This window comes from Vibrio sp. GLN_1 (genome assembly GCF_043106015.1).
In the GTDB taxonomy this organism is placed as follows: Bacteria; Pseudomonadota; Gammaproteobacteria; order Enterobacterales; family Vibrionaceae; genus Vibrio; species Vibrio parahaemolyticus.
Window position 1 is genome coordinate 298,375 of record NZ_JBICMD010000035.1, and the last position, 19,710, is coordinate 318,084.

Consider the following 19,710-nt stretch of genomic DNA (forward strand, 5'->3'; position numbering starts at 1 on the left):
TTGGAAAAATCCGAATTGGTAGGAATTGAAGTGGCTGAAAGCCGTTATTCAAAGGCGTATTGTTTGCTCACACCGATATGTGAATGACAAGTTTGAGTACCAAAATGCCAAAGATTAGTGACTGGAAAATCATTGCTACTGAGGGGCCAACCGTAGACGGGCGCAAAATTACCCGTGATTGGATTGAGCAAATGGCGGCAAACTATGACCCAAAAGAGTACACCGCGCTAATCTGGCCAGAGCACCGTCGATTTTATGGTTACGGTGATAACTGGGGCAAAGTTCTTGAGCTCAAAGCGGAGGAAGAAAGCGGCAAAATGCGTCTGTTCGCGAAGTTAGAGCCGAACGACTTCATGCTCGAAGCCAACCGAAAAAAGCAAAAGCTATTCACATCCATCGAACCAAATCCTGATTACAAGGGCGAAGGACGTTGCTATTTAATGGGCCTAGCTGCGACTGACTCCCCAGCCTCCACGGGTACTTCGCTCCTTCAATTTTCTCGTCAATCTGGCGAAACCACCGAGATGAAAGCAAGCCATTTAGAAGAGGTGGACTTCTCCGATTGCTTTACACGCAAAGACCGATTTTTTGCGGCATTCAATGAATTTTTCTCTTCTGGCGATGAAGTGCCAGAAACTCCATCAAAAGTAGAGGACACCGACGTGACCGAAGAGCAACTTAAAGCAGCACTGAAAGAGCAGTTTTCTGCATTCAAAGGCGAGTTCAAGCAAGAACTGAAAGAAGAGTTCAACTTGCAAGACGAAACAGAAACGCCAGAGCCAGAAGAGAAGGGAACAAGCGTTGATCTGTTCTCTGCCACTCTGGACGAAAAACTAAAACCGTTAATCGAGAAAGTGAACGGTCTCGAAAACCAATTCGCTGAACTTTCAAAAGAAGTTCCGGGTCAAGAACCAAATGGTTCTGGCGCTGACGATAAATTCTCAGCTAAGGAGATGTTTTAATGCTGAACGCAATTTCAACTCAATACCTGCAAGAGTTTTCTGCAACTATGTTGACAAGTGCAGGCGCGTCAGCAGGTCAAACGATGTTTAACCTTACGCCGCCAATGGAAACTAAGCTGCGTCAGGCAATTATGCAGTCAGATGCCTTCTTGGGCATGATCGCGATGCTGCCTGTACAGCAAATCAAAGGTCAGGTTGTTGATGTTGGTAACGATGGTCTATCAACAGGCCGCGGTAACAATGAGCGCTTTAGCGTAGAAGTAGGCCAAAGTGGTAACACCTACGAGTTGGTTAAAACTGATTCTGGTGCGCACATTCTTTGGGAAACCATGACTCAATGGGCGAACTCAGGTTCTAAAAATGAATGGTTGAAGATGATGCAAAATGCCATCTCGCGCCGTTTTGCTCTCGATATTCTACGTGTTGGTTTCAATGGAACATCGGCTGCAACGGTAACAGACCCAGTGGCTAATCCACTTGGTCAGGATGTCAACAAAGGTTGGCTGACTATCGCGAAAGAGAAGAAAGCGAGCCAAGTCCTTGCTTCTGCCCAACTCGACTCATCAGGTGCAACCGCGGATTCTTACAAAAACCTAGATTCGTTGGTTCAAGACCTGATCAATACCACGATTGCGCCAGAGCACCGCCAAGACCCTGATCTTGTGGTTCTCGTCGGTTCAAACTTGGTCGCAGCAGAGCAGCACCGTTTACTGGAAGCGGCAAACACGCCTACCGAGCACAAAGCTGCTCAACAACTGGCAAAAACTATTGCAGGTAAGAAAGCCTATCAAGCGCCGTTCTTCCCAGTCGATCAGGTTTGGGTAACCAACACCAAAAACCTGCAAGTACTCACGCAGGAAGGTACGCAGTGGCGTAAGCAAAAGAATGATGAAGACACGCTTCGCTTCAAACAAAACCATATCCGTATGGAAGGTTACGCCATCGGTAACCTGAACAAGTTCGCTGCGATTGAAGCGGTGACCGTTGTTGAGCCTGCTGCTTAAGGAGTAATGCATGGTTAGCCCATTAGCAAAACAGCGTCGAAAGCTCATTGAACAGCAAGCTAACCAGTCTGTACCGGAAGTCATTTCCGGAGCAGATACCGACAGCCTGCACATCAAGCTGATTGAGTTTGAAGAAGACCGCAAGTATTTGCGCTCATTTAACGCCATCGCTGATCGAATTAAGCACAAGCGTGAAGTGCTGGTACCGAAATACAAGCCGTATGTTCAGGCTTATTTAGAAAGTGGCGAAGCGTTCGAAAACCCAATTTTTACCAACATGGTGGTTTGGCTATTCGACATTAAAGAGCTGGATGCCGCGATTGAGTGGTGCATGAAAGCCATTGCGCTAGATTTGCCTACGCCAGAAAACTTCCGCCGTGACTGGCCGACGTTCTGTGCTGACGAAGTGTTGGCATGGGCGGAGAAAGAATCTGAACGTGGTCATTCCATTGAGCCTTATTTCTCCCAGGTGTTCGATAAGGTCGAGAAAGAGTGGCGCTTGCACGAGAAGGTTCACGCTAAGTGGTACAAGTTCGCGGGTTTATACCTGATCCGAAATGAAGAAGGCCAACCGCAAGCCACAGCGGTTGGCAACGTAGAAACGTTGGAAAAAGCATTGGCTCTGCTTCAACACGCGCACGATAAGAACAGCAAAGTGGGGGTGGGTACCCAAATCAAGAAGATTGAAGCCCGAATTCGCGCCATTAACGAAGGCAAGAACCTGTAAAGACTCCTACGCCACCGCGCCTCGACTGGTGAGGTAAGAGAAGCCAATCGGCTAACTCGATACCGTCGACCCAGTGGCTAGAGGCGCCCTAATTTAAATAAGCAAGGAACCGTTATGAGCTTTGGCGGAAATGTTAACAGTGCAGTCAATATCGCCATACCCGGTGAAGGATGGCCGGATTTATCCACGGCTGAATTTCGCAGTTTACGCCGTGTTCCCCATACGTTTGATAACGACTCTTTGAACTACGCGGTGGCCATCGCCGCGCTGAATATTCAAGAACGATTAGAAAGCTTGATTGTCGGTGGTGAAAAGCCAGTGCTGAGCAGCCCGAAAATCATGCTCTACAAGCGTGCGGTTTATGGTCGGGCTCACGCCGAACTGATGAAAGAGTTTGCGACTCAAGACCGCCGCAAAGAAGGTGAAAGCGTGGCAACGGATGAACCGGAACAAGAGGCACGTTTTCTCGCCCAGAGTAACAAAGATGTGCGTGCGCTCCTTGGCCGCAGTGCAAATGGGATTGACTCGATATGAGCGAAACCACTTACAACAAAACCAAGCTGGAACACCTGACGGATTACATTGTTAGTCACCTGAATTCCAATGTGCTCGATAACAAAATTGATGCCTGGCAGGAAAATGGCTCCATTGTGCCAAACGGTGAAGACCGAGGGAACGGCGGTTATATCGCCTGTCACTGGAAGTACAACGCAGTGATCAGTATTGAAGAGTTTCCACACCGACTTCTGGACCCTCGCTGCTTACTTGCTCTGGTTGCCTGTTGGCTGAGCGATTACGACACCACGCGCAATGAAGATGAGTTAGGCGACCCAGAACTTTCGGTTGATGTGATCAGCAGTGAGGTAGCCGACGTTGCCATTGAGTTGGAAATGATGGAGCCGATTGAGCTGATCCCTGACACTGCGGGAATGATCACTTGGCGAGGGGAAACCTACCGAGTGCAGGCCGTTGAAATCTACACCGCAGAAGAAGCGGAGTTGGTGAATGAAGCCGCAAATTAAGGTCAATGAGCGCGATGTGCTCAACATGCAGGAAAAGCTGGCCATGCTGGCTCTGCCACCTAAAAAGCGAGTCTGGATACTGAAAACCCTTGGCCGTTGGGAAACGACCAATACCAGAAAGCGCATTCGTTCCCAAAAAGACGTTAACGGACGCGCTCTGCAACCAAAGAAAGGAAAGAAGAAAGGCAAGGTTTTAAAGCGGATGGCAAAGGGCTTAACGCCTTATGTGAGAAACGCCAACCAGCTTGATTTGACTTGGAGTAACAAGTTAACCGCAAAAATCGCAGCAAGGCACCACCTTGGTCAAAAGCAAAAAATGACCAAGCGCCAAATGCAAAAGCGATGGGGCAAACCGGATTACTCAGCACCTTGTACCAAGGGGCAAGCGAGAAAGCTAAGAGAACTGGGTTACACGGTACCGAGAAAAAGCGGCAAAGGACGAAAGAAAGCCAGCTTACGTGAGTTGATGGTAACCATCACCCACGGACAAGCAGGACAGCTCATTCGAGAACTCTCTAATCAGCCAAATATCACCAGTTGGGATATTCCATTAGCAGAGCGTCAGATTCTCGGTAGTAAAGAACGTGAAGTGAACCGCCAGCTCATCAAGATATTTGAGCAGGCAAAACAGAGGAAATAACCAATGGCAACCGGAAAGGTAGAGGTTAACAATCTCAATTTGGCACAAGGCGGTATCCCTGAGATAGAACGTCACGTGCTTTTCATCGGGCGTACTGACAAGGCCGAACTGCAAGGCAAAGTGACCCGTATTAATAACATGACCAACCTTGACGAAGTTGTTGCCAATGATGCGCTTGGTCTGAACGTGAAAGCCGCCCAGCTTAACGGCAAACAAAACTGGACGGGTGCGATTGTTGGCTTAGATGCAGACGATACCTGGCAAGACGCTGTTGATCTGGCGAACCGGACTGACTCATTCGAAGGCATTGCTATTTGTGACCCAGTCACGGTCAAAACTCAGTTTGATGATATGCAGTCGAAAGCAACCGAGCTGACTAGCAAACTTGGTCGTTGGGTGTTCTTCCTCGCCGCTTGTGCGGGCATTGATTCAACCCCTGATACAGGCCAAACGTGGGCAGAGTACGAAACCGCCATGCTTGACCTGGTGAAAGATGTTTCTGCAAACCTCGTGACGCCCGTTCCTCAGCTTAACGGCAATAACGTAGGTGTACTCGCTGGTCGTTTATGTGATCGAAACGTCACGGTAGCAGACAGCCCAATGCGTGTCGCAACAGGCTCAGTATTGAGCTTGGGTGACATGCCAACGGACAGCGCAGGCAAAGCATTAGAGATGAGCACCATCGCAACGCTAGCCGACGCACGTTACTCACTGCCGCAATGGTACGCCGATTTAGAAGGGGTGTACTGGTCGGACGCAACCACATTGGAAGCCAAAGGCGGTGATTATCAGTACCTCGAATACGTTCGCCCGGTGCACAAGCTTAACCGCCGTGTGCGTATCAAAGCGATTCGACGTATTGCCGACCGCATTCTTAACTCAACGCCTGCAAGCATTGAGCTGAACCGCACTTACTTTCGCAAAGATATGCGTGATATGTCGAAAACGACAGAAGTTGGCGGCATTACCTTCCCTGGTGAAATCATGCCGCCAGAAGATGGTGACGTCACCATTCAGTGGGTAACCAAAACCAAAGTGTCGATAGGTTTGATGGTTCGTCCTCATAACTGCCCGAAACACATCGTGGTCAACATCGCGCTTGATCTTACTAACCCTGCAGATTTGGAGGCGTAATCCATGAGAATTTCTGGCAAGAACATGCATTTCTCTTTGGGTGACTACAAGCTCAAAGCACAAAAAGTCTCGTTATCCATCACCGATAATTCCGCCGTCAATAAAACCTCTGGTGTGCCAGATGGTTATGTCGACGGAGATGTTGAGGCTAGCGGTGAGATGGAGCTGACCACGCAGCAATTTAACCTACTAAGCAAAGCAGCGAAACAAGCCGGCTCTTGGCGAGGAATGCCTGATTTTGATGCGCTGTTCTACGGCAAGATTGATAAAGATGAGCTCAAAATTGAAGCCTTCGGATGTCGTATCAAAATCTCTGACCTACTTGATGCCGATTCGAATGGCGGTAGTGCATTAGTTCACAAGCTGCCATTCGAGGTGACAAGCCCAGACTTTGTCAGCATCAACGGTGTGCCGTACCTACGTCCGGATGAAACCGAAGACTTGGTTCAATAACAAGGAGGCATGATGGCAGATGTTATCGACCATGCCTGCGGTATTGAAACCCAATTCACAGAAGTGGCGCTTGCCAACCAACTGGCAAGGGCTAAGCAAATTGAAAAACGGGAAAGCGCACATGAATGCGGCGAATGTGGCGACCCAATCCCAGAAAAACGCCGCCAAAAAGTACCAGGTTGCATCTACTGCACCCAGTGTCAAAGCGAATTGGAGCGAATGACCCGATGAATTTAGCAAAGCTCTTTGTTGAGAAAATCATGAAGCCAGTCCTTGACCACTTAGATATGGCATCCGGTGGTAAAGGCACGATGAACACTCAAGCGGCCATTAATCTGATCCTGATGATTATTGCTCATGAGTCCGGAAAGTTTACTTACTCAAAACAAGTACGTGGGCCTGCATTGGGCTTTACCCAAATGGAACCCGCCACCTTCAATTGGCTTGTTGAGTGGTTAGGTAAGAGTCGCCCTCACTTGTTGGATGCATTGTCGATGTTTGGCCCCGTTGAGCACTTAGACCCGCGTTACATGGTGATCTCGCCAGAGTTCGCAGTGGCTACCGCACGGCTCAATTTAATTCGGTTCCCAGAAGCCTTGCCAGATGCTGATGACCTAGAAGGTTTGGCTCGGTACGCGAAGCAGTACTGGAACACGAGCGCAGGTAAAGCAACCGCAGGAGATTACCTGCAAGCATATCAATCGCTAATTGGAGAAGCAGCATGAGTTTCATAACTGGAATCGTTGGCAAGACATTGTTGGAAGTACTGAAAGGGCTGTTCTTTCAAATCAGTTGGTCAATCATCCTTGAACGCTTCGCCACACGTCTTGTGGTATGGGGCTTGGAAACCTTGAAAGGTCTTAGCACAAACGACGTTCTGCAAGAGACGGTTGACGACATCATCAATGCATTACAAGGCAAACGCTTAAAAGAAGTGCCACAGAAGGAATAGCGATGGATTCATCATGGATATCGGCGATTGTGGCAACGATAGCGCTGCTTATCGCCATCATCAATGTGGTTTTCGGCAGAACGGATAAAGGGCAGAACACCGCCCGAGATCATGATCGTCGTATCCATGCCAATGAGCTAGCCACTGAGCGACTGCGTGGTGATGTCGCTGAGAAGTACGCCACCAAGCACGAACTACGGGAAGCCGTAGATGATTTGAAAGATTCAATTAACGGACGGTTCGACCGTTTGGAAACCAAGCTAGATAAAGAGAGAGATGTAGCATGAGCAAGCAAATAGTACTAACGGTCGGTGATGCAGATATCACGTTCGTCCCAACAGAAGCGGATTACAACGACTACATGAACGCCTTGGCACAGGGGGAAATCGTGAACTCTGCGCATAACTTTCTGATGAACACCGTTACAGAAGAAAGCAAAGAAGTATTCCGTGAGCTGACGAACGAGAACCCAGGTGCAGCGATTCAGGTTGTGGGTGAAGTTCTCAAGGAATACACACCGAAGCTGCAAATCAAAGTAAAAAAATAGATGCCCTTGTTCGGGCTATGGACTCCAACGAGCTCGAACAAATGCTTACCTGGCGCCGTAAGTGGTTGCCGGGTGAGACAGACAGCGAAGAGAACCTTGCAAGGGCAATTTGGTTAGAGCGTCAGTATTGGGAAAACATGCAAGCTGCCACCGCCAATGGGGTTGCCAGGGCGTTTAGCTGATAAGGAACACGATGTTACCAGAAGCACTCAGATTTCAAGTTGGATTGATTGACCAGATTTCTAAACCTCTGGGCAATATTCAACGCAATTTGAATGATGTCACCAATACCTACCGTCAGGGTACTCATACCATGATGGCTGGCGCGGCAGGCATGGTGGGTGCTGGCTTTGCATTGCAACAAGCCTTGATGCCAGCAATTGAGATGGACAGGGCATTAGGTGAAGTGAAATCACTTGGTGTTGCCGATGACCAACTAAAAACCCTTACCCAAACCGCAATGAAGTTTTCGGTTGAATACGGTAAGTCGGCCACTGAATTTGTGGCGGCTTCGTATGATATCAAATCTGCTATGGGGGATATGACAGGCGATGAACTGGCGGGTGTCACAAGAAGCTCGGCTATTTTAGCCGCTGCGACTAAAGCAGATACGGCCACCATTACCAACTACATGGGTACCATGTACTCGGTTTTTAAAGACCAAGCCGATCGGATTGGTAAAGACAACTGGGCTGAACAAGTTGCAGGTATGACCGCAAAATCTGTCGAGATGTTCAAAACCACGGGTCAAGGAATGTCGGATGCGTTTAAAGGTGTTGGCGCATTAGGTAAAACTCACGGCGTAGCCATTCAGGAGCAAATGGCAGTGCTTGGCCTGCTGCAAGGTTCTATGACTGGTAGTGAAGCGGGAACTCGTTATAAAGCCTTTATGAGCGGTGTGGTAAAAGCGCAAGACAAGCTAGGCATGGCGTTTACCGACAGCAACGGGAAGATGCTGCCAATGTTCGACATTATGTCGAAACTGCGCAACCAATTCGGTGATTTAGATTCACTGGAAATTGATCAAATTAAGCAAGCTTTCGGCTCGGATGAAGCCGTACTGCTTATCACCGACTTGATAGGTAAAACGGGTGAGCTGCAATCCAGCGTCAAAGACCTAAATGATGCCAGTAACTTAAATACGGCAATTAACATGGCTGGAGCGATGACCGACCAATGGGAACGACTCGAACAAGGCGTGTTTGCGGTTCGCACTGCTTTTGGTGCGGCGTTGTTGCCTGCTCTCTTGCCAGTGATTTCGAGCTTGGCCGATGGTGCGATAGAAATCATCGAATGGACAGAGATGTTCCCAAACCTGACAAAGTACATTGGTTTTGCTGCCATGGCGATTTTAGGTGCAGCAGCAGCAGGTGGTGCTTTTACCTTAATGATGGGTGTCGGTAAACAAGCCATGGCGACTTATATGCTTACCATGAAGATGTTTACAGGGGTGAACTTTTTACTAACCAAAGGAATGGCAGCGCTTCGCGTTGCAATGCTAGCGGTAAACATCGCAATGATGGCGAACCCAATTGGATTCATTGTTGGTGCTGTCGTTGCCGCAATTGCCGCAGTTGGTGCGCTGATTTTCTACTGGGATGATTTGAAAGCCTCGTTTGGTGACACAACATGGTTCCAAGTACTAGAAGGGGCAATCACTTTAATCACACTTCCATTCAGAGCCATGTTTGAGTTTATCAAGGCAGGTTGGCAATGGGTCATGAGCGGCTTTACCGACACTAGCGGATTTGCCTTTATCGGTGATATGGCCACCTCAATTAAGGAAGTTTTTTCCGGAGTGTTCAATTGGATTAACCAGAGCCTAGCGGGAATTTGGGACTCAGTGAAAGGGCTCATTGATTGGATACCGGGCTTCGGCGGTGATGATGAAGCTACTCAAGTGAAATCGAAGTCCGTTCAAAGCGCTACGCCTCGTGCTCAAATTCAACCAGGTGGCGCAGCTAAGAACATCGCCAGCTACCAAACCAGCTCAACCAACTACGGTGGTGTGGCGATTTATCCAACCTACATGAACAGCCCGCAAGACATGGCGAGTGAAATAGAAATGGCGGCAGGCTAATGGCGGATTACAAATACCAAGACATTTTGATTGAGAACGGGGATGTGGTGCTCGATGCAGGCCGCAACCCAATCTTGATTCAAGACCGAGCGGTGATCGCCCAAGACATCAAACACGCCATCATCGAGAGCAACTTAGCGGTGGATTTAATCGCTGAGCGAAGCCCATCCAAGAAAGCCGATATCCGCACCAAGCTGGAACTGCTTGTTGAAGAAGACGTTCGATTGGTACCGGGTACCGTGCGTTTGGATGAACCGACTGAGGGCACGATTTACGTGTTTGCCGACACTATGGACTTTGGCGAGTTGCAATTAGAGATAGTGAATAACGGAGAACGTTAATGACTGATATTCCAAAACCAGACTATTCCGAACTGGTAAAGCAATCGGGTATCCCAACCGATGAAGCAGGGTGGAAGAAAGTACTCAAAGAGGAGATGGACAAAGAAGGTTCCATCATCTCAAACGACTCGCCGTTCTCTCCATTTTGGCGACTCATTGAAGCCACGGTAGTGAAAGTCACGATGTGGCTCATCAATACCTTATTGGTTGGTTATGTCTTACCGAACATGTTTGTTGCAACTGCCGTTGACCAATGGCTCGACCTGTTGGCGTGGCAATGCAAAATCACCCGCAAAGGCGCAACCAAAGCCAAAGGCATGATTGCCTTTCAACGTTCTGCGTCTAAAGGCCCTGCGTTGGTGATCCCCAAAGATACATGGGTTCAAACCGAACCGATTAACGGTACGATTTACCGAGTGAAGGTGCTTGCTGATACCACGATGCCAGAGAACGAAACCATGGTAATGGCAGAAGTCGAGGCGGAGAACGAGGGGGCGGCTTACAACCTAGGTGAAGGGTATTACCACATTTTGCCTACTGCGATCCCGGGCATTGGCGCAGTGACCAACCCTGCCGAATGGTTGAATGAAGCTGGGGCAGACAAAGAGAGCAATGACGAACTCCGCCTACGTATTCGTAACCAATGGAGCGCAGTAGCAAGATGGCACATTGACGCAGCTTACCGTTCACTGCTCACCAGTCGCGCAGGTATCAATGACGACAATGTCTATTTTGAGCACAACGCTCCGCGTGGCCCAGGTACCGCCAACGCTTTCATCCTTTTAGACACTGGTGAACCATCCGCCGAAATGTTGGCGGATTTGAATGAGTACATCCGTGTTGAAGGTCAGCACGGCCATGGTGATGATCTGCAAGTGCTCGCCATGCCAGAAACGACCCACGATATTGTCTGCCGAGTTTGGCCATTGCGTTCATTAACAATGGAAGAGCGAGACGCGCTACGCGTAAAAGTGGAGCAGTTCATCGGTGCGGCTTTCCGAGAGAACACCGATTACTCACCAACAGTGACCAGTCCGGTTCTTCGATTCAGCTTCTCTCGCTTAGGGCAAGAGCTTCACGATGAGTTCTCAGAGATTGAATCACTCGAATTCGATAACGCAGACATCATCAATAACTTGACGGTACCGCGCATTGGTTCTCTGGGGGTGACCGTTGAAAATTCCTGAGATTGATCTGCGTTACTGGATGGGGCGTGGCGAGCTGGCCAAGTTCGCCCGAGCCATGTGCAATTACTGGGAACATGTGAGAGCTGCATTTGAAATGCCATTGCAGCAGCATGACCCGTTAACCGCCCCAATGGCTTTGGTGAATATTCTTGCCTGGCAACGTGAAATAGAACGATTAGGTCAAGAGCCAGAAGCTGTGTTTCGAATCCGTGTCGCACATGCCTATGGATTTGCCCGTGAAGCAGGTTCTATCGCGGGTTGGGAAGAGATGTTCGCCAAGTTGGGCTATCCGCACATTGTTCAAGACGAGCGTTTGAAAAATGTTGATTGGGATGTGATCAGCTTAAAAATCAGAGATGGTGATTTAACCAATGTGCCCAAGTTATTAGACACCGTCATCAGGCAGTACGGGCGCACCTGCCGCCGCTATCAATACACCAGTTACGTCGAAATGCCTCTAGCGGCCAGAAGTAAGTGTATCGAAGCGCAGTTTTCAACGTCGCATGTCAAGACCCGATTAAACGTTGCTGGTTTACCGAAAGTGCTCCATGTCGATTGCGAATATTACCAAGCCACAGTGAAGGGCTAAGGAAATTATAAAATGGCAAATACCACTGATAAGTCAATTTTAACCGCTGCAGGTAAAGCGCTGTTGGCGCAGCTTAATGCCGAAGAAAAACCATTGATCATCGATAAGATGATTTTTGCCAACATACCAAACCGACCAGTTTTCCCACAACCGGATGATGTGCTCCCTGCGGATAACGTTGTTTATCAAGAAAGTGTCGATCAGCGTGGGAGGTTGTCTGCGGATTCTGTTATCTATAGTACGACACTAACCAGTGACATTGGACCATTTGAGTTTAACTGGACCGGGGCTTATTGCTCTGAATATGGTGTCTTGGTCACTATTGACCATCATACATTAACGCCAAAATCCGCCGACGAACCTGGTATTGCAGGAAATACTTTGGTTCGCTCGGTAGTTCTTGAATATAAAGACATCGCTGAAATTACCAACATCTCGGTAGATGCTTCGTCATGGCAGTACAATGCTATCCCTCGCATGCAGAAAATGGATGATGATGTGGCGCAAGCTATCATCGACCAGAACGGCAAAGACTGGTTCATCGAGGATAGCTTCTTGGTAACGACTCAAGAAAGTGCATTCAATATTAAAGCGGGAGCTGGTTATGTGTCGGGTAATCGTATCAGCCTTGAATTTGATCGTACTATCCAAGTGCTTAACAAACCTTCATTTATATACATCGATGCACATCGTGAAGGCACGCCAACAGGCGAGCAGCACACGGTGTTTGATTTTGTCATCACAGCTGAAGAGAAAGACGATTACATCGAGTCATCAATAGGCAAAGATACCCCACACTACGTGTGCAAAATAGCTGAGATTCATGCAGATGGCTCGGTGAGTGATTTGAGAACAGAGGGTCACAGTGCAGGCAAATCGTGGGTGGAAGAGAACTTCAGTGTGAAACGTGGTGAAAAAATTTACGCTGATGAATTTATTGAAAGTAGTAATGTGATGACTATTGAGGAGCAGTTATTTTTGCAAAACTGCGGTTGTACGGTTTTATGGCCGGATATAAATATAGGTTCACCACTTACTATTGACCTAGCAGATAATACATTCTGGGAAGCTATTAATCACGGTAAGGCAACGATTTATGCAATGCATAATGGCTACGTGTTTCACACTCAAAATAATAAACAGCCATCAGGTATTACCGGAATTGATTTGGATGGGAAATTGATTGCTAAATCGATAGCACAATTTACTAACTGTACTGGGAAAGTGACAGCAATTAACAGTAAAGCTAAAAATATCGACCCTGATGGTGTTGATAACTATGTTGGCGGATGGGTTTTCTTAAATTGCCCAGACGTAGAATACGATGGTCTTTCTGCAGAGAATATCAAACAGAATAACCCAGAAACACATGGCCAGTATCAGTCGTTGTCATTGAACAACGTTGCCAAAGTGAAAGGTGGTAGTTTCTACGGTGAGAATGTCGATAAGCTATTTCATTGTGCCGGTGAAGTTGGTGGTGTGATTGATTATCTAGGGTACAAAAACATTCTTGACAATGCGGTTTACGCAATGGGTAAGCCAAACGGTCTCACTATTAAAACTATTTTTGGCGACGGTTGCCAAGAAGGGATTGTTTACAACACGGATGGCCCAGATTGTCAGATGACGATAGAAACGGCTGTGCTGAGAAACTTGACCTCAAAAGTGATGACGCTACGGTCTGGATCTGGTTTGAAAGTTGGTTTATTGGATGCTAAAGGTGCGCGAACTGGCATCTCAGATCATGGGCATGACGGTGTTAACGGAGTCACAATCGATACCGCCATCCTAGATACCATATCTGAAGAACGAGCAGTTAACCTGAGTAAAACATCCGGCGGCATAAAAATGCTTATTACTAAGAAAGTGGATTCCACTCTTTATAATGAGGTTGTCAGATTAGGTGGGCTAGCAGATTTCACAATTAACTCTTGGGAAGACTCATTGGGTGGTGCATTTACGGCCTGTCGTTTGCAAGAGTTTACAACAGGAAAATGCAGGATTGGTTCGATTGATACCGATAAAACGCCAGTTGTTTATCAAGCGGATAAAGATTTTGGCGGTAAAGCTTATATTGGAATGATTAATGGGACGAATACCGATGGCGCTGGTCAGTCGCCATTAACCATCATTGGTGGGGATATCACAATGTCCCAGAATTTCCATAAGGTAGACACCTATGGCCAATCGGCTTTGGATGAGCTACATAACATTAATGGTGCACCTATCATTGGAGTAAGGTTAACGTTAACAACAGTTAGTAATGAGCGAGATGTCATCGTTAAGCATGGAACTGGCAATATAAAACTTAGAGATGCTGCAGATAAACGCCTGAACTCTATATATGATGCCATTTCGTTTATATGGAGAGGTGATTATTGGTGTGAGGTTTAAGTGATGCTAACCCTAAACGGCACTCAAATCTCACTTAAGAACCTACGCATCAGTGTACGCCAACAGCTCGCCGGACAAGATATGTCCGGCCAGTCCTCGGCGACTGACCAAGCCGAAACAGGCAACAAAGGTAAAGTGTTGTCCGTAAGTGGCGTGATCCCATTCAATAAGAGTGAAACCCTAAGCAACCTGTTCACCTTGGCTGGCGGGCAAGACAACAGTGCCCGCCAGATTTATCGTATCAGCAACAATACTGCCGCTGCGCTAAAGATTCGCCAAGTAAAGTTCCAAGGCACTATTCGAGCGGATGAACAAGAGAGCAACCGACAATGGAACGTTGCTTTTGAGTTGGTTGAGCACTTGTCCGTTCCTGAGCGTGTTGAACAGCGACAGGAAGATAAGCCAGCAACTCAACAGCAGGTGCAAGGGGTAACCACTCCGGTTGAAACGGGGCAAAGTGAAGACGTTCCGCCGGATACGAGTGTCGAACTCACTGGCATCATGAAGTTTCTCAAATCACTAGACGAAATATTGTCATAGGGGGAGGTAATGGAGCCAAATCATAAGTTTGTGTGCCGAGCCTATCTTGGTAGCCAGAAGGTTAAAGCAAAGAACCATCGTATTCTCTTTGATGTGAACACGCCTGGTCGCTGCTCGATTTCCGTTGAAGGTACCCCGAAGGTAAACACCATTATTGCCGTAGACATCGGGTGGGGTGACAGCATATCGCGAGTATTCCTTGGTTATATCGAACGGGTTCAAGCATCAGAAAAAGGGTGGTCAGAACTGTTTTGTCGCGAGTTGGCGGCATTGTTGTTTAAGCCACTCGATATCACGCTTCGCCACCCAACGTTGATGCAGTTGCTTAGTGATGTGACCAACAAAACCGGACTGCAGTTTGTGGTACCAGAAGCGGCCTACAGTAAAACTTCTATCCCATGCTTTTACAGTGACGGCAATGGCTATCGGGTGATGGACGAGCTGTCTCAAGCCTTCGGTATTGAAGACCTGTTTTGGCAACAGCAGGGTAACGGCCAAATCTATGTGGGCACTTGGAAAGACTCTTACTGGGCAGATAAGTCGGTCACTATTCCAGATAGTCTGATGACGGGGCACACGACGGCCAAGTCCGTGAAAATACCTGCGAGCCCTAAGTTAAGACCGGGGGCAGTCGTCAATGGCTTGCGTTTGGTGGGCGTTGATTTCCAAGGAACAGAGGTGAAGCTGACATGGACGTAAATGCAATAAAGCGGATCATCTTCCGACTGTTTCCAGAACTAACAGGACGCTGGCACTTGCCACGATGGGGTAAGGTGGTTGCTTTACCTGAGCTGCCGGAAGAGGGCGATATGTCTGATCGCTTTTATCCGCATTACGCAGTGGACGTTCAGCTGCTTGATGAAAAGGGCGTGGAGTTCAAAGATAAATCACCACTTCAGGCAGTACCACTTCCAATACCAGGTGTGGGTGAATACGCCGGTAGACTTGAGCCACCGGCAATCGGAAGCATTGTAGAAATCGGCTTTATGTTCGGCCAACCGGATAAGCCTTTTATTCGTTGTGTGTTGCCATTGGGATTCAAGCTACCCGCGATTAATCAAGGCGAAAGCCGTTACCAACAACGCCAAGGTGTTTACCAGCTGGTCGACGATGCGGGTAACTTTGAAAGCAAGACTGACAAAGACAACATCACCGAATGTTTAAACCAACGCATCAAAGTGTTGGAAAACAAAATAGAAGAAATCACAAATAACAAAACCACTACGGCCAAGAAAATCATAGAAGTGGCTGACCTCATCACCATGAATGGCGGTAAAGGTGTTGTGCAAGGTGACTGCATTTGTGCGTACACAGGCAAACCTCACTCTGATTTGTCATCGACAGTTAAGGCAGGTAAATAAACATGGCAATGAGTAAAGCTTCACTTAAACAGAAGTTGGAAACCGAACTACAAGCACAAGGGTTCGTTCTTACAGGTGAATTCGCCATGGCAGGGAAAATGGCAGAAGCGATCGCCAATGCGGTGTATGACGAAATTACTCAGAATGCGAAGGCAGATGTGACAGGAGGCAGTTCAAAAGGACAGTACTATATTGTCTAGATAATAGCTCTGAGCATATCAAAGCTCTCACAACGGGCGCTTTTTACTTAGGGTAACTAAGCTTTTTCTTCCCAAAATGTATGGCTAAGAGACGGCCAGGAGCATAAAGTGACGTTTTCGATCTGACTTTTAGAGATGTTGATTTGAGAAAAAATCAATACATGGGTTAAATGTAAATTATACGAATATGTATACAGTTTGGTGGAGAGAAGGTGGTGCCAGCAGCCATTTCGAGTGCATGAATATGTACCTTTGGATCGAAATGGTGGGAGCTTGGTCGTGAAGCTAGAAAGTAACAGAGAGTTTTTCTAGAAACTAAAATTTCAATTTATCAATGAGTTAGTTTCTTATAGTATAGGTGTTGCATAGCTATGGAGGTTGCCACATGAGTAAAGAAAATCGTTTAGTGGGAATGTATATAAAAGATTGTAAAACAGTTATACAAACAGCAAAAAATAAAACAATTGGTTTCGACTATGGCTGTATAGTAGAAAATACTGATTATATAGAGATAGGTGAACAATTACATATATCTAAAGATACAATTAATCTTTTTTCATCACTATCTATAGAAGTTCAAAAAATAGAAAGATTAGAAACCAGAAATGAATTTAATAAATGTGTTAATAATATGTTCAATAAATTGGGGACAGAAAGTTTTGGAAAGTCTTACACTGAATTTATGAATTTGTTAGCTATTCACGTAACCTTAGCACCAATATTTTTACCATTGGCTGCCAAACTGTCAATATTAATAAATTAGACTTTAATTTAACATATTGATTTTTATATATTGGTGGTTTTTTAGGTTATTAATGAAAAGTTTATTTAATAATAGATATATTTATAGAAATTTGCATGTTGCAACCGGCGGTGATGACTTTTTGACAACATCAGCTAAAATACATAAAAGAAACTTAATGTATTCGGCTTTATTATGTGTCGTTGTTTCTATTGTTTTTTATGATGAAAATTTTGATTCAGTTTTTGGGTTTAAAATATCAGGTGATAGTGGAATACCTAGTATTACTATTATTTCTATTCTTTTAGTGGTATGTATCTATGAGTTAATATCATTGATTTTATACTTTAAGTTATGTCGTGCTCTTTGGTTATGGCGTGGGCAAAATAGTGATAGAGAGGACGATGTTAGAGATTACAATAGTACTACTGAGATTATCAAGATAGGTCTATTCATGTATGAAAAGGATAAGAAACGACTTGATAATTCTATTAAAAGGTTAAATAGAGAGCTCCTAAATACATATAGAATCTATTCAGGAATAAAGAGAGACATGAACAGATATATTGTTTATGAAAAGAATGATGGGTATGGAAATGTTATTGATCTTGAAACCTTGAAGGGGATTGACCTTATAGTAGATAGTTTAATTAAAGAAATTAATGTCGAAAAAAATGATAAATTAGAACGTCCTATTAATGATAAGATTGAAAGTTACATACGTCATCGTTATAAATATGAACAATTAAATAAAGAGATAGAAAGTAATTTTTTAGCAATAAAAAAAGAAATTGAAGATAATACCGTCACCCTTAATGGATTTATTAAAAGGCTAAGTGATAAAAATGACAAGCTAATATCTAAGTTTGAAAAAACCCAAGCAGGGTATATTAGGTATATTATGATGGATTTTCTTATACCATCGATTTTTGCTATATTTGCAATATATATTGGTATTGTTTCAATTCATGAGTCGAGTGCGAGTTTTTTTGATATAGTACCTGAGTTTATATTAGATCATTATGAATCCGTAAAAGATATTTTACTTAGGTAGTCTACTAACTGATAATCGCAATAAGTAAAGAGTCGTTTAAAGTGAAGTTGGAAAGTGAACTCAGTCATACGGCGCTAGGTCGTTCTTCCAGCTGAACTTTCTATGACAGGTAATATGGTAAAGCGATCACCAATACTGTGTATGACTAAATTACGCAAAATATTGAGGAGCCTGGCACGGGCGGTAGCTTAGTAAGTACTTATAAAGTTATTTGACATTCTGTCTCACAGCGTGAGACATTTTTAGGTGACTATATAGATAAATAAACATATCTATAGGAGCGTATAGGCTTAAACATTACACCAAATGACATAGTGTCATATTTAGAAGTCATGTATTTATCTGGCCTATCATAACAGAGTTCTCAAAACTCTAGCTTTCCATCCATCGCCAATGTCAAAGTAAGCGCCAATCAAGGTCACTTTTCTTTTTCCTCGAACATTTGCAGCAGTTACGCGCTCGATGCGGCCAAACCACAAAAGGACCATCCATTGACAGAAGTCGACTTCTAGGTGACTGAATCCGCACTCCTCCTCCCCACCTGCGATGTTTTCGAGCTGTTTTTTTCGCAATTCTTAAATGTCGAAATTCAGCTGTCTACGTAACACGGTAGATATCAAGCGAAGCCTTAGCCATAGGGGCGTTCGAGAATCCCCCCAGACCTCTAAGAATCGCTTCTAGAACCATTTTAGAAATTTCAAAAGTTGAAAAGAATTTCAAGAAATTGCAATTTTAATGATCTGGAAAGATCGGATAGTGATTGGTAAGTGTTTGAAAATCATGGGGTGAGTGTGTTTTTCGTCATAAATGAAGACGATCAAAAGAAGAAAGAGACGATCAATTGTGAAGCTTACGAAGCCTTATATAGATTGGTTTGAAGGCGAATTGCCAAGATAAATAAGTTTTTCAATTTATGAGACTGTATAATTACTTTGAGATTTTGAAATGACTTTGAAGTTAACGGTAAGAAATCTCTGTTTTCGTGGGAAGTGCATGAGAAGAGCCAAAGCCTGCTTCTTTGCCGGAAAACTTGTTAACTTTGAAGCCTAAACCAAGCAATTAGATTTAAATGTGTCGCCACTTCATCGCCACTTAATGTTTTTGTTTGATTTAACTAAATGATTTTAAAGGTTTAATTATTAAAGTGGATATAAAGCTTTACTACGTACATGACCCTATGTGCAGTTGGTGCTGGGGATACAAACCAACCATCGAAAAACTAAAACAACAACTGCCAGGTGTGATTCAGTTTGAGTATGTGGTGGGTGGGCTTGCACCAGATACTAATTTGCCAATGCCGCCAGAAATGCAACAAAAGCTTGAGGGGATTTGGAAGCAAATCGAAACTCAGCTAGGCACCAAGTTTAATTACGATTTCTGGAAACTGTGCACACCAGTGAGAAGTACGTATCAATCATGCCGCGCTGTTATCGCCGCGGGATTTCAAGATTCGTATGAGCAAATGCTCGAAGCGATTCAGCACGCCTATTATCTACGTGCAATGCCGCCTCATGAAGAAGCAACGCATCTTCAATTAGCGAAAGAGATTGGCTTGAATGTGCAGCAGTTTAAAAATGATATGGATGGCACGTTATTGGAAGGTGTATTCCAAGACCAACTGAGTTTAGCGAAAAGTTTGGGTGTTAACTCTTACCCTAGTTTGGTGCTGCAAATCAACGATGCGTATTTCCCAATTGAGGTGGATTACCTATCGACCGAGCCAACGCTTAAGTTGATTCGTGAACGCATTATCGAAAACATGCCAGCGCAATAGTGGCTTC

The 19,710-nt window shown here is 45.5% G+C and carries 26 protein-coding genes; all 26 read left to right on the forward strand.

Translation table 11 applies throughout. The annotated features are described in order from the left end of the window. Positions 1–104 precede the first annotated feature (104 nt). The 26 genes from ACF8OV_RS16500 to ACF8OV_RS16625 all read left to right on the forward strand — a co-directional run bounded on the left by ACF8OV_RS16500 (position 105) and on the right by ACF8OV_RS16625 (position 19,703). Positions 105–962, forward strand: a complete 858-nt coding sequence (locus ACF8OV_RS16500) for a GPO family capsid scaffolding protein (protein WP_274024143.1) — start codon at positions 105–107, stop codon at positions 960–962. Beyond that, positions 962–1,966, forward strand: coding sequence for a phage major capsid protein, P2 family (locus tag ACF8OV_RS16505; protein ID WP_065870465.1), 1,005 nt, complete (start codon positions 962–964; stop codon positions 1,964–1,966). Before ACF8OV_RS16500 ends, ACF8OV_RS16505 begins: the two co-directional genes overlap by 1 nt. Positions 1,967–1,976: 10 nt before the next feature. Then, the gene (gene gpM / locus ACF8OV_RS16510; RefSeq protein WP_274024142.1) at positions 1,977–2,693 is read left to right on the forward strand and encodes a phage terminase small subunit; all 717 of its coding nucleotides are present in this window, start codon (positions 1,977–1,979) and stop codon (positions 2,691–2,693) included. 114 nt (positions 2,694–2,807) lie between these two features. Beyond that, entirely contained in the window at positions 2,808–3,227 is a 420-nt protein-coding gene (locus ACF8OV_RS16515; RefSeq protein WP_225461306.1) for a head completion/stabilization protein, read from the forward strand. Continuing rightward, positions 3,224–3,715 carry a phage tail protein gene (locus tag ACF8OV_RS16520; protein ID WP_133280145.1) on the forward strand — a complete coding sequence of 164 codons (492 nt, stop codon included), beginning with the start codon at positions 3,224–3,226 and terminating at the stop codon, positions 3,713–3,715. The genes ACF8OV_RS16515 and ACF8OV_RS16520 overlap by 4 nt, the downstream gene beginning before the upstream one ends. Then, a complete protein-coding gene (locus ACF8OV_RS16525; protein ID WP_065870469.1) occupies positions 3,699–4,355 on the forward strand; it encodes a virion morphogenesis protein in 657 nt (218 codons plus the stop codon). The genes ACF8OV_RS16520 and ACF8OV_RS16525 overlap by 17 nt, the downstream gene beginning before the upstream one ends. A 3-nt stretch (positions 4,356–4,358) precedes the next feature. Beyond that, positions 4,359–5,489 (forward strand): DUF2586 domain-containing protein, encoded by a 1,131-nt coding sequence (locus tag ACF8OV_RS16530; protein WP_274024141.1) that lies wholly within the window; start codon positions 4,359–4,361, stop codon positions 5,487–5,489. A gap of 3 nt (positions 5,490–5,492) precedes the next feature. Continuing rightward, the gene (locus ACF8OV_RS16535; protein WP_025605246.1) at positions 5,493–5,942 is read left to right on the forward strand and encodes a phage protein; all 450 of its coding nucleotides are present in this window, start codon (positions 5,493–5,495) and stop codon (positions 5,940–5,942) included. A gap of 12 nt (positions 5,943–5,954) precedes the next feature. Further along, a complete protein-coding gene (locus tag ACF8OV_RS16540; protein ID WP_085342828.1) occupies positions 5,955–6,173 on the forward strand; it encodes a TraR/DksA C4-type zinc finger protein in 219 nt (72 codons plus the stop codon). Next, entirely contained in the window at positions 6,170–6,667 is a 498-nt protein-coding gene (locus ACF8OV_RS16545; RefSeq protein WP_065870472.1) for a hypothetical protein, read from the forward strand. The genes ACF8OV_RS16540 and ACF8OV_RS16545 overlap by 4 nt, the downstream gene beginning before the upstream one ends. After that, positions 6,664–6,894 (forward strand): hypothetical protein, encoded by a 231-nt coding sequence (locus ACF8OV_RS16550; protein ID WP_025517568.1) that lies wholly within the window; start codon positions 6,664–6,666, stop codon positions 6,892–6,894. Before ACF8OV_RS16545 ends, ACF8OV_RS16550 begins: the two co-directional genes overlap by 4 nt. Positions 6,895–6,896: 2 nt before the next feature. Beyond that, positions 6,897–7,181 carry a hypothetical protein gene (locus ACF8OV_RS16555; RefSeq protein WP_025517570.1) on the forward strand — a complete coding sequence of 95 codons (285 nt, stop codon included), beginning with the start codon at positions 6,897–6,899 and terminating at the stop codon, positions 7,179–7,181. After that, positions 7,178–7,441 carry a putative phage tail assembly chaperone gene (locus tag ACF8OV_RS16560; protein ID WP_025517572.1) on the forward strand — a complete coding sequence of 88 codons (264 nt, stop codon included), beginning with the start codon at positions 7,178–7,180 and terminating at the stop codon, positions 7,439–7,441. The genes ACF8OV_RS16555 and ACF8OV_RS16560 overlap by 4 nt, the downstream gene beginning before the upstream one ends. A gap of 41 nt (positions 7,442–7,482) precedes the next feature. Next, positions 7,483–7,623: a DUF6890 family protein gene (locus ACF8OV_RS16565; protein WP_164673212.1), complete on the forward strand. Its 141-nt coding sequence runs from the start codon at positions 7,483–7,485 to the stop codon at positions 7,621–7,623. An 11-nt stretch (positions 7,624–7,634) separates the two neighbouring features. Next, positions 7,635–9,521 (forward strand): phage tail tape measure protein, encoded by a 1,887-nt coding sequence (locus ACF8OV_RS16570; RefSeq protein WP_274024140.1) that lies wholly within the window; start codon positions 7,635–7,637, stop codon positions 9,519–9,521. After that, positions 9,521–9,862 carry a DUF2590 family protein gene (locus tag ACF8OV_RS16575; RefSeq protein WP_025589745.1) on the forward strand — a complete coding sequence of 114 codons (342 nt, stop codon included), beginning with the start codon at positions 9,521–9,523 and terminating at the stop codon, positions 9,860–9,862. The genes ACF8OV_RS16570 and ACF8OV_RS16575 overlap by 1 nt, the downstream gene beginning before the upstream one ends. Beyond that, positions 9,862–11,049 carry a baseplate J/gp47 family protein gene (locus ACF8OV_RS16580; protein ID WP_274024139.1) on the forward strand — a complete coding sequence of 396 codons (1,188 nt, stop codon included), beginning with the start codon at positions 9,862–9,864 and terminating at the stop codon, positions 11,047–11,049. Before ACF8OV_RS16575 ends, ACF8OV_RS16580 begins: the two co-directional genes overlap by 1 nt. Continuing rightward, complete coding sequence (locus ACF8OV_RS16585; protein ID WP_109168533.1) at positions 11,036–11,638, forward strand: phage tail protein; 603 nt, start codon at positions 11,036–11,038, stop codon at positions 11,636–11,638. The genes ACF8OV_RS16580 and ACF8OV_RS16585 overlap by 14 nt, the downstream gene beginning before the upstream one ends. A 12-nt stretch (positions 11,639–11,650) precedes the next feature. Next, a complete protein-coding gene (locus ACF8OV_RS16590; RefSeq protein ID WP_274024138.1) occupies positions 11,651–14,032 on the forward strand; it encodes a phage tail protein in 2,382 nt (793 codons plus the stop codon). Positions 14,033–14,035: 3 nt separating this feature from the next. Beyond that, positions 14,036–14,572 (forward strand): adenine glycosylase, encoded by a 537-nt coding sequence (locus ACF8OV_RS16595; protein WP_258639526.1) that lies wholly within the window; start codon positions 14,036–14,038, stop codon positions 14,570–14,572. A 9-nt stretch (positions 14,573–14,581) separates the two neighbouring features. Next, positions 14,582–15,271, forward strand: a complete 690-nt coding sequence (locus ACF8OV_RS16600; protein WP_258639524.1) for a hypothetical protein — start codon at positions 14,582–14,584, stop codon at positions 15,269–15,271. Next, positions 15,262–15,933, forward strand: a complete 672-nt coding sequence (locus tag ACF8OV_RS16605) for a hypothetical protein (RefSeq protein ID WP_258639522.1) — start codon at positions 15,262–15,264, stop codon at positions 15,931–15,933. The genes ACF8OV_RS16600 and ACF8OV_RS16605 overlap by 10 nt, the downstream gene beginning before the upstream one ends. A 2-nt stretch (positions 15,934–15,935) precedes the next feature. Next, entirely contained in the window at positions 15,936–16,133 is a 198-nt protein-coding gene (locus ACF8OV_RS16610) for a hypothetical protein (RefSeq protein WP_258639520.1), read from the forward strand. A gap of 385 nt (positions 16,134–16,518) precedes the next feature. Then, a complete protein-coding gene (locus ACF8OV_RS16615) occupies positions 16,519–16,896 on the forward strand; it encodes a hypothetical protein (protein WP_258639518.1) in 378 nt (125 codons plus the stop codon). 52 nt (positions 16,897–16,948) lie between these two features. Further along, the gene (locus ACF8OV_RS16620; RefSeq protein ID WP_258639516.1) at positions 16,949–17,929 is read left to right on the forward strand and encodes a hypothetical protein; all 981 of its coding nucleotides are present in this window, start codon (positions 16,949–16,951) and stop codon (positions 17,927–17,929) included. A gap of 1,144 nt (positions 17,930–19,073) precedes the next feature. Continuing rightward, the gene (locus ACF8OV_RS16625; RefSeq protein WP_025518652.1) at positions 19,074–19,703 is read left to right on the forward strand and encodes a DsbA family protein; all 630 of its coding nucleotides are present in this window, start codon (positions 19,074–19,076) and stop codon (positions 19,701–19,703) included. The last annotated feature ends 7 nt before the right edge of the window (positions 19,704–19,710 follow it).

Coding starts and splice junctions, on each gene's coding strand:
- ACF8OV_RS16500 (WP_274024143.1), top strand. CDS start 105: ATGCCAAAGATTAGTGACTGGAAAATCATTGCTACTGAGGGGCCAACC.
- ACF8OV_RS16505 (WP_065870465.1), top strand. CDS start 962: ATGCTGAACGCAATTTCAACTCAATACCTGCAAGAGTTTTCTGCAACT.
- gpM (WP_274024142.1), top strand. CDS start 1,977: ATGGTTAGCCCATTAGCAAAACAGCGTCGAAAGCTCATTGAACAGCAA.
- ACF8OV_RS16515 (WP_225461306.1), top strand. CDS start 2,808: ATGAGCTTTGGCGGAAATGTTAACAGTGCAGTCAATATCGCCATACCC.
- ACF8OV_RS16520 (WP_133280145.1), top strand. CDS start 3,224: ATGAGCGAAACCACTTACAACAAAACCAAGCTGGAACACCTGACGGAT.
- ACF8OV_RS16525 (WP_065870469.1), top strand. CDS start 3,699: ATGAAGCCGCAAATTAAGGTCAATGAGCGCGATGTGCTCAACATGCAG.
- ACF8OV_RS16530 (WP_274024141.1), top strand. CDS start 4,359: ATGGCAACCGGAAAGGTAGAGGTTAACAATCTCAATTTGGCACAAGGC.
- ACF8OV_RS16535 (WP_025605246.1), top strand. CDS start 5,493: ATGAGAATTTCTGGCAAGAACATGCATTTCTCTTTGGGTGACTACAAG.
- ACF8OV_RS16540 (WP_085342828.1), top strand. CDS start 5,955: ATGGCAGATGTTATCGACCATGCCTGCGGTATTGAAACCCAATTCACA.
- ACF8OV_RS16545 (WP_065870472.1), top strand. CDS start 6,170: ATGAATTTAGCAAAGCTCTTTGTTGAGAAAATCATGAAGCCAGTCCTT.
- ACF8OV_RS16550 (WP_025517568.1), top strand. CDS start 6,664: ATGAGTTTCATAACTGGAATCGTTGGCAAGACATTGTTGGAAGTACTG.
- ACF8OV_RS16555 (WP_025517570.1), top strand. CDS start 6,897: ATGGATTCATCATGGATATCGGCGATTGTGGCAACGATAGCGCTGCTT.
- ACF8OV_RS16560 (WP_025517572.1), top strand. CDS start 7,178: ATGAGCAAGCAAATAGTACTAACGGTCGGTGATGCAGATATCACGTTC.
- ACF8OV_RS16565 (WP_164673212.1), top strand. CDS start 7,483: ATGCTTACCTGGCGCCGTAAGTGGTTGCCGGGTGAGACAGACAGCGAA.
- ACF8OV_RS16570 (WP_274024140.1), top strand. CDS start 7,635: ATGTTACCAGAAGCACTCAGATTTCAAGTTGGATTGATTGACCAGATT.
- ACF8OV_RS16575 (WP_025589745.1), top strand. CDS start 9,521: ATGGCGGATTACAAATACCAAGACATTTTGATTGAGAACGGGGATGTG.
- ACF8OV_RS16580 (WP_274024139.1), top strand. CDS start 9,862: ATGACTGATATTCCAAAACCAGACTATTCCGAACTGGTAAAGCAATCG.
- ACF8OV_RS16590 (WP_274024138.1), top strand. CDS start 11,651: ATGGCAAATACCACTGATAAGTCAATTTTAACCGCTGCAGGTAAAGCG.
- ACF8OV_RS16595 (WP_258639526.1), top strand. CDS start 14,036: ATGCTAACCCTAAACGGCACTCAAATCTCACTTAAGAACCTACGCATC.
- ACF8OV_RS16600 (WP_258639524.1), top strand. CDS start 14,582: ATGGAGCCAAATCATAAGTTTGTGTGCCGAGCCTATCTTGGTAGCCAG.
- ACF8OV_RS16605 (WP_258639522.1), top strand. CDS start 15,262: ATGGACGTAAATGCAATAAAGCGGATCATCTTCCGACTGTTTCCAGAA.
- ACF8OV_RS16610 (WP_258639520.1), top strand. CDS start 15,936: ATGGCAATGAGTAAAGCTTCACTTAAACAGAAGTTGGAAACCGAACTA.
- ACF8OV_RS16615 (WP_258639518.1), top strand. CDS start 16,519: ATGAGTAAAGAAAATCGTTTAGTGGGAATGTATATAAAAGATTGTAAA.
- ACF8OV_RS16620 (WP_258639516.1), top strand. CDS start 16,949: ATGAAAAGTTTATTTAATAATAGATATATTTATAGAAATTTGCATGTT.